The sequence below is a fragment of the Pseudomonas kilonensis genome, from assembly GCF_001269885.1.
GTDB lineage: Bacteria > Pseudomonadota > Gammaproteobacteria > Pseudomonadales > Pseudomonadaceae > Aquipseudomonas > Aquipseudomonas kilonensis.
In genome coordinates this window covers 153,980-168,813 of sequence record NZ_LHVH01000017.1, presented here as the reverse complement: position 1 = coordinate 168,813, position 14,834 = coordinate 153,980, and the positions used below count along the sequence as shown (strand labels likewise).

The following is a 14,834-nucleotide window of genomic DNA, read 5'->3' as shown; positions in this document are numbered from 1 at the left end:
GACGCTCGATGAAGACCCGTACAACCCTGATCGTCACCTGCACCACCGTTTTCCTGGCCCAACTGGGCATGAGCATCTACTTGCCGGCCCTGCCCGATATCGCCCGGGACCTGGGCGCCGATGCGTCCCGGGTTTCCTGGGGCTTGTCGGTGTACCTGATCGGCATGGCGCTGCCCATGTTGCTGTGGGGCAGCCTGAGCCAGCGGCTGGGGCGCAAGCCGATCTTGCTGGCGGCCTTGGGGTTGTACGGTTTGGGCAACCTGGCCCTGCCGCTGGGCACAACCGTGGAGGCGTTCCTGACGCTCAGGTTGATCCAGGGCATCGGCGCCAGCGGTATCTCGGTGATGGCGCGGGTCTTGATTCGGGACAGTTTCAGCGGCGACCTGTTGGCCAAGGCGCTGTCATGGATATCGATCGCCTTTGTGATTGCCCTCGGTATCGGCCAGTACCTGGGTTCGCTGATCCAGGCCGCTTTTGGCTGGGAGGCGATTTTCTACGGTTTGGGCGCCGTCAGCCTGGCCATGGCAGCGGCGGTGTCCCGGGCCAGGTTCCCGGTGCTGGTGCAAGCCGGCAACGGGCAATCGGCATGGGGCATCTACGGGCACATTCTCCGGCAACGCGCGTTCCTGCTGCCGGCCTTGGCCGGTGGACTGGGTTACGGCGTGATCGTCGCCTTCAACACCGCCGCGCCGCTGATCCTGCAGGAGAGCTTCCACTGGTCGCCCATTGAATACGGCCTGCTGGGCTGGCCGGTCAGTGCCGCGTACTTGCTTGGGGCGCTGGTGGTGAACGCTTTTGTACTGCGTACTGGTCAACGGCGAATGATGGGCTGGGGCATCGCGCTGGTGTTGGGCGGGAGCACGACCATGCTGGCAGGCAGCCTCACCCTGAGCAGCATCGCGCTGCTTTTCTGGTTGCCGTATTGCTTTGCGGTGTTCGGCCAGTCGTTGAACTACCCCATCAGCTTGTCCCTGGCCAACGAAGGCTCACCGGTGGCCGGCGCTTATGCCATGGCATTGAGTGGGTTCCTGCACCAACTGATGGCCTCGGTGATCGGCGCCATGGCCAGCCTGTTGTTGAGTCAACAGGCCTGGCCGCTGGCGGCGTTGTGCGCGGTGTTGGGGACGGCGGCGATGCTCTGTGTGAGGTTCATGCCGCCCCGGGTCGCTTAGAACGCGCTGCGGAAAATCTCTTCGATCTGCCGCTGGTCCGCCGCCCGTGGGTTGGTCAGGCCGCAGGCGTCTTTCAAGGCGTTGGCAGCCAGCACCGGTACGTCGTTGAGGCGTACGCCCAGGTCACGCAAACCGGCCGGAATGTCCACGTCAAGGGCCAGTTTGCGGATCGCCGCAAGGGCGTCCCGAGCGCCCTCTTCCGGGCTGAAGCCGCGTGTATCGGTGCCCATGGCATGGGCCACGTCGGTCAGGCGAACGGCGCACACCGAAGCGTTGAAGCTCTGCACATGAGGCAACAGCACCGCGTTGCACACACCATGAGGCAGGTCGTAGAAGCCACCCAACTGATGCGCCATCGCGTGCACGAAGCCTAACGATGCATTGTTGAATGCCATCCCCGCGAGAAACTGCGCGTAGGCCATGTTCTCCCGCGCGGTCAGGTCATTGCCGTCACGCACGGCCAGGCGCAGGTTGTTACTGATCAGGGTGATGGCCTTCAGGGCGCAGGCATCGGTGATGGGGTTGGCGGCGGTGGAGACATAAGCCTCGATCGCGTGAGTCAGTGCATCCATGCCGGTGGCGGCCGTCAGGCCCTTGGGCATCGCCACCATCAGCGCCGGGTCGTTCACCGACATCAATGGTGTCACGTTGCGATCGACAATCGCCATTTTCACGTGGCGTGTCTCGTCGGTGATGATGCAAAAACGGGTCATTTCGCTGGCGGTGCCCGCCGTGGTGTTGATGGCGATCAGCGGCAACTGCGGCTTGCTCGAACGGTCGACGCCTTCATAGTCACGAATCTGCCCACCGTTGGTGGCGCACAGGGCGATGCCCTTGGCGCAGTCGTGGGGCGAACCACCGCCCAGCGACACGACGAAATCACACTGACTCTCCTTCAGCAGCCCCAACCCGAGCTCGACATTGGCGATGCTTGGATTGGGCTTGGCGCCGTCGAAAATCACCGAGTCGATGTCCTGTATCGCCAACAACTCGGCCACCTTGGTGGCGACGCCGGCCTTGGCCAGCCCCGCGTCGGTGACGATCAGGGCTTTGCGAAAGCCGTAGTTGCGGATAGCGATCATCGCTTCATCGAGGCAGCCCAGCCCCATGATGTTCACGGCGGGAATAAAAAAAGTGCTGCTCATGGGGTCACGCTCCTGGTTGAGGCCGGATCGGCAGGGCCTACAGAATGACCGACTAGTCATGACGCATCTTGATCTGGCTCAAGACTGGGTCGTGATAAAGTCGCGCCCTGCCTTTGCCACGTTTTGAGATGATCCTTGCGATGACCGATTTCCAGGAATACGACACCCGGCTCGAAGACTGGGAGGCCCTGCGCGCCGACACCGCCTTCAACGGCCTGCTGGTGGGCAACGGCGCCAGCCGCGCGGTGTGGGATGATTTCGGCTATGACTCGCTGTTCGAAAATGCCCGCACCGTCGAGGAAAAACCCCTGAGCCCGTCGGAGCTGAGCGTGTTCGACGCGATGCAGACGCGCAGTTTCGAACAGGTGCTCACTGCGCTGAAAACCACCAGTCGCGTCAACAAGGCCCTGGCCGTCAGCTCCGCCGCGCCGCGCAATCGCTATTACGCGATCAAGGAAGCGCTGATCAACACCGTGCATGCGGTGCACATCCCATGGCGCCTGGTGCAACCGTCGACCCTGGCGACGCTCAACCAGGAGCTGGGCCGCTACCGCACGGTGTTCACCACCAACTACGACCTGCTCAACTACTGGGCGATCCAGCAGGCGCCCGAGAGCATCAGCGACCTGTTCTTCGGCGACGACCACAGTTTCGACCTGAGCCAGGCGACCACCGACAAACCACGCCTGTTGTACCTGCACGGCGGCCTGCACCTAGTGCGCAACCAGGACGGCACGGCGCGCAAGCTCACGTCCACCGAAGGCACCTTGCTGGGCAGTTTCGCCATCAACAACACGATCAAGACCCTCGACGATGTGCCGCTGTTCGTCAATGAAGGCCCGAGCCAGGACAAGCTCAAGACCATCCGCAGCAGCGATTACCTGTCGTTCTGCTACGACCAGTTGCTGCAGCATGGCGACAACCTGTGCCTGTTCGGCCATGCCCTGGGCGAGCAGGACAACCACATCGTGCAAGCCCTGCGCCTGGCCGCACCGAAAACCGTGGCGATTTCGATCTATCCCCGTAGCCAGGCATTCATCCAGCATCAGAAGCGGCATTACGCCAAGGTGTTCCAGGGGCTGGAGGTGCAGTTGCGCTTCTTCGATGCGAAGAGCCATCCGCTGGGCGATCCGAAATTGTCGGTGCCGGTGGAGGTTTAAAGGCAGGGTAAACACGCATGACCAGGGGGATTCATTTGTGGGAGCAAAGCTTGCTCGCGATGAACGATAACGCGGTGAGCCTGCACAATCGCAGCGCCTGCATCGCGGGCAAGCCTTGCTCCCACAGATCCCCTCGCCACAGTTCTCCTTATTATCGTCCTGTCAGAGCGCAGCCACCGTCTTGTCCTTGATGACCGTCGTCGGTCCGTTGGCCTTGACGCTGGCGATGCCTTTGTCCCGGGCCGCGTCCGATGAATAAGCCTCACTGCTGCCAATCACTTCATGGTTGGCCGCCTTGAGATTGAAATACGGATGGCCGTCCTTGGTGTTCTTGAGTTCATAGCGCTCGGCCAACGGACTGTTTTTCTGCACCGAAGCAATGCCACCGTCGGCACCGCTGCGGGTGGTGTACAGCTCACTGGTCAAGATTGTCTCGGCGTTGGCCGCCTTGAGCACAAACCGAAACTGGCCGCTGCTGCTTTTGCTGATTTCGTACCATCCGGACATGATTTCTCTCCTGGTAATGAAGACATGCCCCGAGAGTAAAGACCCGCTGCGCTTGCCTTGCCAGTCCGCTGTGCGGCGTTATTACAAAGTGATGGCCGTGCCCAGCAGCGTCAGGAATCCCGCCAGCCAGTTCGGATGCGCAGGCCAGGCCGGTGCGGTCGCGAGATTGCCCTGGACATGGCCCTGGGTCACGGGAATGTCGATATAGGTCCCGCCCGCCAGCCGGACTTCCGGAGCACAGGCCGGGTAGGCGCTGCATTCGCGCCCTTCGAGGATGCCCGCCGCCGCCAGCAATTGCGCACCGTGGCACACCGCGGCAATCGGCTTGCCCGCCAGATCGAAATCGCGCACCAGTTGCAGGACGGTTTCATTCAGGCGCAGGTATTCCGGCGCTCGCCCACCCGGCACCAACAGCGCGTCGTAGTCGGCGGCCTGGACGTTGGCGAAGTCATGGTTGAGGGCAAACAAATGCCCCGGTTTTTCACTGTAGGTCTGGTCGCCTTCGAAATCGTGGATCGCCGTGCGCACCGTCTGTCCGGCGGTTTTGTCCGGACACACGGCGTGTACGGTGTGGCCGACCATCTGCAGGGCCTGGAACGGCACCATGACTTCATAATCTTCGACGTAATCGCCGACCAGCATGAGGATTTTCTTGACGGGCATGGGGTGGGCTCCTTTGGGGATGCGTGGGTGGTTAACGCATTAAAGGTAGTCCGCTACGTCGGTAGATGAGGGATAAGCGCTGATTACCTGACGGGCTGCACCTCAGTCCCCTTGTGGGAGCGAGTCCTGTGGGAGCAAAGCTTGCTCGCGATGAACGATGACGCGGCTCTAGCAGTTAAACCGTGTCGCCCTTATCGCGAGCAAGCTTTGCTCCCACAGTATTTGGGGCACCAGCTTCAGGCGAGGTAACCATCGGCCCGCAGCAGCGTTTCAAGGCAGTGCTCGGTGATGTGGTAGAACGCCTTGAGTTCCTGGATCTTGGCCAGCAGCTCGGTGGGGTCCACCGGTTCGGCGCGTTTGACGGCCAGGATCATCTTGTTCTTGTTGGTGTGGTCCAGGGAGATGAACTCGAAGACCTTGGTCTCGTAGCCGCAGGCTTCCAGGAACAGCGCCCGCAAACTGTCGGTGACCATTTCCGCCTGCTGACCCAGGTGCAGGCCGTATTGCAGCATCGGCTTGAGCAAGGCCGGGCTCTGGATCTGCAAGCGGATCTGCTTGTGGCAGCACGGCGAGCACATGATGATCGAGGCGCCCGAGCGAATGCCCATGTGGATTGCGTAGTCGGTGGCGATGTCGCAGGCGTGCAAGGCGATCATCACGTCCACCGCGCTCGGCGCCACGCTGCGCACGTCACCGTGCTGGAAGCTCAGGCCCGGGTGTTCCAGGCGCGCGGCGGCTTCGTTGCACAGCTTGACCATGTCTTCGCGCAGCTCGACACCGGTCACCACGCCTTCGGCCTGCAAGGTGTTGCGCAGGTAATCGTGGATGGCGAACGTCAGGTAGCCTTTGCCCGAACCGAAATCCGAGACCCGCACCGGTTTGTCCAGGGCCAGCGGCGAAGACGTCAGCGCATGACTGAAGACCTCGATGAACTTGTTGATCTGCTTCCACTTGCGCGACATCGCCGGAATCAGCTCGTGCTTGTGGTTGGTCACGCCCAGGTCGGCCAAAAATGGCCGGCTCAGGTCGAGGAAGCGATTTTTCTCGCGATTGTGCTCGGCAGACGGCACTTCCCGCAGTTGCTGGGGCTTGCTCTTGAACAGCGAGCTCTTGCCCTTCTTGCTGTACTCCAACTGCGCCTCGTCGGTGACCGCCAGCAAATGCGCGTTCTTGAACGATGCCGGCAACAGCGCAGCAATGGTTTCCACCCCTTCGGCCAGCGGGAAATTCTTGGTGATGTCGCGGGTCTTGTAGCGGTAGACGAAGGACAGGCACGGCTGGTCCTTGACCGTCAGCTGCTTGATGATCAGCCGCTGGAGGTCCGCTTCGTCACCCACGTACTTGGCCAGCACCAGTTTGATGAAAGCGTTTTGTTCAAGGCTGGTGCGCAGCAGCTCGATGAACTGGGCGTGGTGATCCGGCGCGGGACGGACGGGCGTTGCGGTGGCAGACATGGACAAGCGGCCTCGGGGCGGGGCGAATCGGGAATGGCGGGTATTTTAGGGGGGATGGGCAGCGAGGGCACGGAAAAGTTGGTGTGGCGAGCAGTAGCCTCTGTGGGAGCAAGGCTTGCCCGCGATGAATACGCCGCGATAGTGCAGGCTCACCGCGTTATCGTTCATCGCGAGCAAGCTTTGCTCCCACAGGCTTTGTTCCCACAGGCTTGTGCTGGCAGGAAGTTTTCAGCCCAGCACCACCAACCGATTCGGTAGTTCATTGCGCTCCTGGGTCACCGGCACGTGCTCCTTGAGCAATTCGCCGCAAGCTTCGATGCAGGTCACGAAACCCTGCAAGGTCTGCCCCTGGCGAACCTGCTGGGTGAACGCTGCGACGATGGCATCCCAGCATTTGTTGTCCAGGCGCTTGGAAATGCCTTCGTCCACCAGGATTTCCACGTACCGCTCAGCCTCGCAGACAAAGATCAGCATCCCCGTGCTGCCCACGGTGTGGTGCAGGTTCTGCTCGAGGAATTGCCGGCGCGCCAGGTTGGAGGCCCGCCAGTGACGCACGGAACGGGGGATCAGGTGCGTGGTGATCCTGGGGATGCGAAACACCAGGCACAGCACAATGAAGCTGACCCACTGCACCAGCAACAGGCTGTGCATCGTCAGCCAACCGGAGAGGTAATGGACCACGCCGGGCACCACCAGGGCCAGCAGGCTGGCCCATAACAGCGGGATATAGGCGTAGTCGTCGGCGCGGGCGGCCAGCACTGTGACCAGCTCAGCGTCGGTATGCCGCTCGACCCGGGCGATGGCCTCGGCGACCTTGCGTTGTTCGTGTTCAGTCAGTAATGCCATGTTAAAAGTGCCTGCTCATTATTATTATCACCAGCCGCCCGACGAACCGCCGCCCCCGAAACTGCCACCGCCACCACTGAAGCCCCCGCCGCCGCCTCCGCCGCCTCCGCCGAAGCCTCCACCGGAACCGCCCGAACGGCTGGAGCCACCGCTTCCGGTCGGCAGGATACCGAGCATCTGGCAGACCAATATCGTCAAAATAAACAGTATCACCAGGAAGATGAATAGGCCGGGATGGCGCTCGACGAAATCACTCGGTTCTTGCTGCCCGTGCGCACTGTACGCCGGCGCCGGCTCGTCCAACGGGCTGCCGCCCAGCACCACCAGCATCGCCGCGACGCCGTCGCTGATGCCTTTGTTGAAGTTGCCGGTCTTGAAGGCCGGGGTGATCACCTGGTTGATGATCACCGAACTCTGCGCGTCGGTCAGGCGATCCTCCAGGCCGTAGCCCACCTCGATGCGCAGTTTACGGTCATCCCGGGCGACGATCAGCAGTGCGCCGTTGTTTTTATCCTTCTGCCCGATGCCCCAGTGGCGCCCCAGTTGATAACCGAAGTCTTCGATGCTGCTGCCTTGCAGGTCCGCCAGCGTGACCACCACTACCTGTTCGCCGGTGGCCTGTTCATGGGCCTTGAGCTGCGCTTCCAGTTGCGCGCTCACCGACGGTTCGAGCATCTGCGCGGCGTCCACCACCCGCCCGGTCAATGCCGGAAACTTCAGCTCGGCCTGGGCCGTGATGGCAAACACCCAGAGCAACAGCACCAGGCCAAATTTCAACACGCGCATTGGAACTCCTGTGTGGGAGCGAGCGGATGTGGGAGCCGAGCTTGCTCGCGATGAAGGCACCTCGGTCTTTCTAATGACCGCGTTATCGTTCATCGCGAGCAAGCTTTGCTCCCACAGGCTCGCTCCCACAGTTTTTTTTCAGAACTTCACTTCAGGGGCTTTTTCGGCATTGGGGCTGGTGGCCTCGAAGGTTTCGCGGATCGGCAGGTCGCTGTACATCACGCTGTGCCACAGGCGCCCCGGGAACGTGCGGATTTCGGTGTTGTACTTCTGCACCGCCAGGATGAAGTCGCGACGGGCCACGGCGATGCGGTTCTCGGTGCCTTCGAGCTGCGATTGCAACGCCAGGAAATTCTGGTTGGCCTTGAGGTCCGGATAACGCTCGACCACCACCATCAGCCGGCTCAACGCGCCGCTCAACTGGTCCTGGGCCTGCTGGAACTGCTTGAGTTGTTCCGGGTTGTTCAAGGTGTTGGCGTCGACCTGGATCGACGTCGCCTTGGCCCGTGCCTCAATCACGGCAGTCAGGGTGTCCTGTTCGTGCTGGGCGTAGCCCTTGACGGTTTCCACCAGGTTGGGAATCAGGTCGGCGCGGCGCTGGTACTGGTTCTGCACCTGGCCCCAGGCGGCCTTGGCCTGTTCGTCCAGGGTCGGGATGTTATTGATGCCGCAACCGGCCAGCACCGTGGTGAGCAGCATCAGGGCCAGCATCGGCAAGCTGCGAAGGTGGTTCAGTCGTGGATTCATTGGAGGAAGCGCTCCCTGGCATGACATTGGAAAAAACCGGCCACCTATCTCACCGGCGCCTGGGGCATAATCTGCCGCCGCACTGGATTGAAACGGGTCGATGGGCTAAAAGATGCGCAGTGCGAAACTAAGTTCAGCCCAATGGGTTCGAAAGTGTGCTGCATTTAACTGAACAACAATAGCCGCTCCTCACATTTTGGCTGACCGGCGTGTCCTGATTACCGCCCTTTAGGCTTGCGAGAAAATTATTCATGAAGAAGCTGTGTTTGCTGGGCCTGTTTGTCAGTCTGGCCAGTCAATCCGTATTAGCCGACAACCTGCCAGCCCCCATAGAGAACAAGGACGCCTTCATCAGCAACCTGATGAAGCAGATGACCCTCGACGAGAAGATCGGCCAATTGCGCCTGATCAGCATCGGCCCGGAAATGCCCCGGGAGATGATTCGCAAGGAAATCGCCGCCGGCAACATCGGGGGCACGTTCAACTCCATCACCCGCGATGAAAACCGTCCGATGCAGGACGCGGCCATGCGCAGCCGGTTGAAGATCCCGATGTTCTTCGCCTATGACGTGATCCACGGCCACCGCACGATTTTCCCGATCCCCCTGGCCCTGGCCTCGAGCTGGGACATGGACGCGATCTACCACTCCGGCCGCATCGCGGCCAAGGAAGCGGCCGCCGACAGCCTGGACATCACCTTTGCGCCGATGGTCGACATTTCCCGCGACCCGCGCTGGGGCCGCACCTCCGAAGGTTTCGGCGAGGACACCTACCTGGTGTCGCGCATCGCCGGGGTGATGGTCAAGGCGTTCCAGGGCAACGGCGCCAACGCGGCCGACAGCATCATGGCCAGCGTCAAGCACTTCGCCCTGTACGGCGCGGTGGAAGGCGGCCGGGACTACAACACCGTGGACATGAGTCCGCTGAAAATGTACCAGGACTACCTGCCACCCTACCGCGCCGCCATCGACGCGGGTGCCGGTGGGGTGATGGTCGCGCTGAACTCCATCAACGGCGTGCCGGCCACCGCCAACACCTGGCTGATGAACGACCTGCTGCGCAAGGAATGGGGTTTCAAGGGCCTGGCGGTCAGTGACCACGGCGCCATTTTCGAACTGATCAAGCACGGCGTCGCCAAGGACGGTCGCGAAGCGGCGAAACTGGCGATCAAGGCCGGTATCGACATGAGCATGAACGACTCGCTCTATGGCAAGGAACTGCCAGGGCTGCTCAAGGCCGGCGAAATCGAGCAGAGCGACATCGACAACGCAGTGCGCGAAGTGCTCGCGGCCAAATACGACATGGGCCTGTTCAAGGACCCGTACCTGCGCATCGGCAAGGCCGAGGACGACCCGGCCGACACCTACGCCGAAAGCCGCATGCACCGCTCCGACGCCCGTGACGTGGCACGCCGCAGCCTGGTCCTGCTGGAAAACCGCAACCAGACCCTGCCCCTGAAGAAGACAGCAAAAATCGCCCTGGTCGGCCCGCTGGCCAAGGCACCGATCGACATGATGGGCAGTTGGGCCGCGGCCGGGCGTCCTGCGCAATCGGTCACCCTGTTCGACGGCATGACCCGCGCCCTGGGCGCTGACTCGAAGCTGATCTACGCCCGTGGCGCCAACATCACCGGCGACAAGAAGGTGCTCGACTACCTGAACTTCCTCAACTTCGATGCCCCGGAAGTGGTAGACGACCCGCGTCCGGCCCAGGTGCTGATCGACGAAGCGGTAAAAGCCGCCAAGGATGCCGATGTGGTGGTGGCCGCCGTGGGTGAATCCCGTGGCATGTCCCATGAATCGTCGAGCCGTACCGACCTGAACATCCCGGCCAGCCAACGCGAGCTGATCAAGGCCCTGAAAGCCACCGGCAAGCCGCTGGTGCTGGTGCTGATGAATGGCCGCCCGCTGGCGTTGCTGGATGAGAAGCAGCAGGCCGATGCGATCCTGGAAACCTGGTTCAGCGGCACCGAAGGCGGCAACGCCATCGCTGATGTGCTGTTCGGCGACTATAACCCGTCGGGCAAGCTGCCAATCACCTTCCCACGCTCGGTGGGGCAGATTCCGACCTACTACAACCACCTGAGCATCGGCCGGCCATTCACGCCAGGCAAGCCGGGCAACTACACCTCGCAGTACTTCGATGACACCACCGGCCCGCTCTATCCGTTCGGCTACGGCTTGAGCTACACCGAGTTCAGCCTGTCGGACATGGCCCTGTCGTCGACCACGCTGAACAAGACCGGCAAGCTCGATGCCAGCGTGACACTGGAAAACACCGGCAAGCGTGACGGTGAAACCGTGGTGCAGCTGTACATCCAGGACGTGACCGGCTCGATCATTCGCCCGGTGAAGGAACTGAAGAACTTCCGCAAAGTGATGCTCAAGGCCGGCGAGAAGAAAGTCATCCACTTCACCATCACCGAAGACGACCTGAAGTTCTTCAATGCCCAACTCAAGTACGCGGCGGAACCGGGCAAGTTCAACGTGCAGATCGGCCTGGACTCCCAGGAAGTGAAGCAGCAGAGTTTTGAGTTGCTCTGATCCAACAACATGCATGACCCTGTGGGAGCGGGCTTGCTCGCGAAGGCGGTGTATCAGTCAGCAATTGAGTCGGCTGACACACCGCCTTCGCGAGCAAGCCCGCTCCCACATGGGGTTCCATGTGTTTTCAAGGATTGCGCTTAACCTCGCCGATCCAGCAAGTTCACCACCACCCGATCCACCAACCCCCACAGCCGCTGCTTGAAGCGCTTCCACAACGGTCGGCGCTGCCAGGCGTCGAGGCTGACTTGCAGGCTCTGGCTGAAGTCCCGCTCGAAACTGGCCGCCACTGCACTGCTGAGCCTGGAATCCAGGGCTTCGAGGTTGGCTTCCAGGTTGAAGCGCAGGTTCCAGTGATCGAAGTTGCAGGAGCCGATGCTGACCCAGTCGTCCACCAGCACCATCTTCAAGTGCAGAAAACACGGCTGGTATTCGAAAATCTGCACGCCGGCCTTGAGCAGTCGCGGGTAGTATCGGTGCCCGGCGTAGCGCACGGACGGGTGATCGGTGCGCGGGCCGGTCAGCAGCAGGCGCACATCGATGCCGCGGGCGGCGGCCTTGCGCAAGGAACGACGCACGTTCCAGGTCGGCAAAAAATACGGTGTCGCCATCCAGATGCGTTTCTGGCCGCTGTTCAAGGCCCGCGACAGCGACTGCAGGATGTCGCGATGCTGGCGGGCGTCGGCATACGCCACCCGGCCCATGCCCTCGCCCACTGGCGGTACCCGCGGCAGGCGCGGCAAGCCGAAGTTGGACGCCGGTTTCCAGGCTCGCCGATGACGGTTGGCGAGCCACTGGCGGTCGAACAGCAATTGCCAGTCGAGCACCAGCGGGCCGACGATTTCCACCATCACTTCGTGCCACTCACTGCGGTCGTCGAGGGGGTTCCAGAATTCATCGGTCACCCCGGTGCCGCCGACCACGGCCAAGCGTTGATCCACCAACAACAGCTTGCGGTGATCCCGGTAAAGGTTGCGCACCCAGCGGCGCCAGCTCAGGCGATTGTAGAAACGCAACTCCACCCCGGCCTCGATCAGACGCTTGCGCAGGGCCAGGGTAAACGCCAGGCTGCCGTAGTCATCGAACAGGCACCGCACGCGAACGCCACGCTCGGCGGCCTGCACCAGCGCCTGGACCATCGCCTCGGCGCATGTGCCCGCCTCCACCAGATAGAGTTCCAGCTCGACCTGTTCCCGGGCACGGGCGATTTCCACCAGCATGCGTGGGAAGAACTGCGGGCCATCGATCAACAGCTCGAAGCGATTGCCTTCACGCCAGGGAAATACCGGGCCGCTCATGTCAGCGCGCCGTGAAGATCAGCACCGCATTCACCGGCACCGAGAGGCTGATGGCCGACAACCCGGCCAGGTTTCGCAGCTTTTCCAGCCCCGGCGCCAGATCGAAATCGGCCGCGTTGAGCACCACCGGTTCCAAGGTCACCACTTGGAAGCGGCGTTCATCCAGGCGCGTCGCCAGCAGTTCGACGGGGTATTCATGTTGTTTGCCGTGCAGGTTCACCGTCAGCGGCAGACGCAACTCCAACTGCGCGCCGTTGGCCAGGTCCTGGATCGGCGCCAGGTCGATTTTTGCGGTGACAGTGGCTTCGGCAAATTGCTGGATCTCGAACAGCTCGGCGCGCATGCGCTCATCGCGCAAGGGAATGCCGCTGTTGATGGACTCCAGCTCCACCTCCAGGCGCGCCAAGCCCTCGGGCTGGACTTGACCGTGCAGCACCAGGAACCGCTGGACCTCGGAGACGTTGCCGTTTTTGCTGCTGATGAACGACAGCCGCGACGATTCGCTATCCAGGTACCAGTCGGCCTGGGCCGGCAGCGCTGCGCAGGCCAGCAGCAAGCTGGCGGCGTGAGGGAAAAACCGCTTGAACATACACACTCGGGGGGCAGATAAACCTGTGGCGAACCTTAACCGGGCCGAGGGCGCTTGCAAACTGTCTGTTGCAACAACGATCAGGAATACAGAGAACCTGAGGTGAAGGGTTTTATCTGTGGGAGCAAGGCTTCCTGGGGTGAAGGGGTTTATCTGTGGGAGCAAGGCTTGCCCGCGATGGCGGCCTCAAGGATGCCATCGCGGGCAAGCCTTGCTCCCACAGGCCTTGTTGCCAACGGTTAGTTCAGGGCTCCAACCGACACCCCTGCCGCTCACCCACCCATTGCGCACTGTTGCTACGCCCCAACCCGCTGACGGTGACGCGTTTGGCTTCAGGCGCATCGAAAAAATCATCGGTGGGCACTGACTGCTTCACATAACCCCGGCAATACCCGACCGGTTGTTGCATTACATAGCGGCACGAGCAGTATTCCTTGGCGGTGTAGGCGCTGATGATGTCGGGGAAGGCCCGCAATGCCACCCGCTCCAGCCAGACCCAACTGAACAGGGCGATGAGCAGCATCGACAACAGGGTGAGCAACACTTTGCGCTTCATGGCTGCACCGTCCCGGCGAACGCCGCCATGGCGCGCTTGAGCAATTCGTTATGGCGATAGCTGCCGTCGCGGTCGTCGCCGTAGCGCACGACCACCAGTTTGGCGCTGGGAATGATGTACAGCGCCTGGCCCCAATGGCCCAACGCGGCAAAGGTATCCGGCGGCGCATCGGGCCAGGGGTGGATCGCCGGATCGGCGGCTCGGTTGAGCCACCAATGCCCGCCAGGCACGGCTTCGTCCTGGCCGGCCTGGAAGTGGGCAAAAGGCTGGCGATTGAACGCGACCCAGGCCTTGGGGAGCAGTTGCCGTCCGCCCCAGCGGCCGTCCCGTTGCAGCAACAACCCGACACGTGCCAAATCCCGCGCGGTGAGATAGGCATAGGACGATCCCACGAACGTACCGCTGGCGTCGGTTTCCCAAGTGGCGTGGCGGATGCCCAGGGGGTCGAACAAAGCCGTCCAGGGGTAGTCGGGGTAGCGCGCCGGGCCGACGATGGTTTTCAAGACCGCCGCCAGCAAGTTGCTGTCACCGCTGGAATAACGGAACGCCTGCCCCGGCGGGCTGAAGCTTTCATGCTGCGCAGTGAACGCCGCCATGTCATGACGCCCACGGGTATAGAGCATCGCCACCACCGAAGAGTTGAGCGGCGCGTATTCGTAGTCTTCCTGCCAATCCAGGCCTGAGGCCCAGTGGAAAAGATCGGCCAGGGTCAGGCCCGGGTGTCGGCTCAGTGGCGAGTAATACTTGGCGGCCGGGTCTTGCAGGCCAAACAGCTTTTCACCGTAGGCCACGCCGAACACCGTCGCCAGCAGGCTTTTGCTGATGGACCAGGTCAGGTGCGGGGTCTCGGCGGTCGTCGGCCCGGCGTAGCGTTCGTAGACCAGCCGACCGTCCTGGATCACCAGCAGCGCATCGGTGCGGATGCCCTCGCGGCTCACATCGTCCCGGGGTGGGAAGGCGTATTGTTCCAAGGCTTCGATGGCCGGCCCGCTCGGGGTCGGGCCACTTGGCCATTGCTCGCCGGGCCAGTCTTCGGCGTGGGCGCTCAGGCTGAGCAACAGCAGCGGGATCAGGAACCAACCTTTGGACATGCTCGGGGCTCGCAGGGTTGAACCTTCAGAGCCTATTCAGACTTGATGACAGTTTCGAGGCTTGTGTCGACAGTCCCGACGCCATCGCGGGCAAGCCTTGCTCCCACAGGTGCAATGCCAAATGACAGTCTGTTGTAGGCCTGTGGGAGCAAGGCTTGCATCACAGGCTCAGTGCCAAATGACAGTCTGCTGTAGACCTGTGGGAGCAAGGCTTGCACCACAGGCTCAGTGCCTAATGACAGTCTGCCGTAGACCTGTGGGAGCAAGGCTTGCCCGC

The 14,834-nt window shown here is 62.0% G+C and carries 14 protein-coding genes; 3 read left to right on the top strand and 11 right to left on the bottom strand.

Annotated elements, in window-relative coordinates:
* The first annotated feature begins 8 nt into the window (after nt 1–8).
* Nucleotides 9–1,172 carry an MFS transporter gene (locus tag AD662_RS07325; RefSeq protein ID WP_053186352.1) on the top strand — a complete coding sequence of 388 codons (1,164 nt, stop codon included), beginning with the start codon at nt 9–11 and terminating at the stop codon, nt 1,170–1,172.
* Here the strand turns inward: AD662_RS07325 and yiaY are convergent.
* Nucleotides 1,169–2,317, bottom strand: a complete 1,149-nt coding sequence (gene yiaY / locus AD662_RS07320; RefSeq protein WP_053178400.1) for an L-threonine dehydrogenase — start codon at nt 2,315–2,317, stop codon at nt 1,169–1,171. The two genes, AD662_RS07325 and yiaY, sit on opposite strands and share 4 nt — an antisense overlap.
* Nucleotides 2,318–2,457: 140 nt before the next feature.
* Between yiaY and AD662_RS07315 the strand changes: the two genes are divergently transcribed.
* On the top strand, nt 2,458–3,477 hold the full coding sequence (locus AD662_RS07315) for a DUF4917 family protein (protein ID WP_053186349.1): 1,020 nt from the start codon (nt 2,458–2,460) through the stop codon (nt 3,475–3,477).
* Nucleotides 3,478–3,639: 162 nt separating this feature from the next.
* Here the strand turns inward: AD662_RS07315 and AD662_RS07310 are convergent, their stop codons facing one another.
* The 6 genes from AD662_RS07310 to AD662_RS07285 form a co-directional block, all read right to left on the bottom strand.
* Nucleotides 3,640–3,984 (bottom strand): YegP family protein, encoded by a 345-nt coding sequence (locus AD662_RS07310; protein WP_018606998.1) that lies wholly within the window; start codon nt 3,982–3,984, stop codon nt 3,640–3,642.
* A gap of 81 nt (nt 3,985–4,065) precedes the next feature.
* The gene (locus tag AD662_RS07305; protein ID WP_018607000.1) at nt 4,066–4,647 is read right to left on the bottom strand and encodes a DJ-1/PfpI family protein; all 582 of its coding nucleotides are present in this window, start codon (nt 4,645–4,647) and stop codon (nt 4,066–4,068) included.
* A 236-nt stretch (nt 4,648–4,883) separates the two neighbouring features.
* Nucleotides 4,884–6,101, bottom strand: coding sequence for a class I SAM-dependent methyltransferase (locus AD662_RS07300; protein ID WP_053178398.1), 1,218 nt, complete (start codon nt 6,099–6,101; stop codon nt 4,884–4,886).
* Between the two features lie 228 nt (nt 6,102–6,329).
* Nucleotides 6,330–6,947: a TPM domain-containing protein gene (locus AD662_RS07295; protein ID WP_003198695.1), complete on the bottom strand. Its 618-nt coding sequence runs from the start codon at nt 6,945–6,947 to the stop codon at nt 6,330–6,332.
* Nucleotides 6,948–6,974: 27 nt separating this feature from the next.
* Complete coding sequence (locus AD662_RS07290; protein ID WP_053186347.1) at nt 6,975–7,733, bottom strand: TPM domain-containing protein; 759 nt, start codon at nt 7,731–7,733, stop codon at nt 6,975–6,977.
* Nucleotides 7,734–7,871: 138 nt separating this feature from the next.
* Nucleotides 7,872–8,480 carry a LemA family protein gene (locus tag AD662_RS07285; RefSeq protein ID WP_018607006.1) on the bottom strand — a complete coding sequence of 203 codons (609 nt, stop codon included), beginning with the start codon at nt 8,478–8,480 and terminating at the stop codon, nt 7,872–7,874.
* Nucleotides 8,481–8,731: 251 nt separating this feature from the next.
* Between AD662_RS07285 and bglX the strand changes: the two genes are divergently transcribed.
* Entirely contained in the window at nt 8,732–11,023 is a 2,292-nt protein-coding gene (bglX, locus tag AD662_RS07280; protein ID WP_053186344.1) for a beta-glucosidase BglX, read from the top strand.
* Nucleotides 11,024–11,163: 140 nt separating this feature from the next.
* On the opposite strand, the gene AD662_RS07275 is transcribed toward bglX, so the two are convergent.
* The 4 genes from AD662_RS07275 to AD662_RS07260 all read right to left on the bottom strand — a co-directional run bounded on the left by AD662_RS07275 (nt 11,164) and on the right by AD662_RS07260 (nt 14,557).
* Nucleotides 11,164–12,321, bottom strand: a complete 1,158-nt coding sequence (locus AD662_RS07275; RefSeq protein WP_018607010.1) for a phospholipase D-like domain-containing protein — start codon at nt 12,319–12,321, stop codon at nt 11,164–11,166.
* 1 nt (nt 12,322) lies between these two features.
* Nucleotides 12,323–12,910, bottom strand: coding sequence for a YceI family protein (locus tag AD662_RS07270; protein WP_018607012.1), 588 nt, complete (start codon nt 12,908–12,910; stop codon nt 12,323–12,325).
* Between the two features lie 244 nt (nt 12,911–13,154).
* Nucleotides 13,155–13,466, bottom strand: a complete 312-nt coding sequence (locus AD662_RS07265; RefSeq protein ID WP_053186341.1) for a hypothetical protein — start codon at nt 13,464–13,466, stop codon at nt 13,155–13,157.
* On the bottom strand, nt 13,463–14,557 hold the full coding sequence (locus AD662_RS07260) for a serine hydrolase domain-containing protein (protein ID WP_053186339.1): 1,095 nt from the start codon (nt 14,555–14,557) through the stop codon (nt 13,463–13,465). Before AD662_RS07260 ends, AD662_RS07265 begins: the two co-directional genes overlap by 4 nt.
* Between the last annotated feature and the right edge of the window lie 277 nt (nt 14,558–14,834).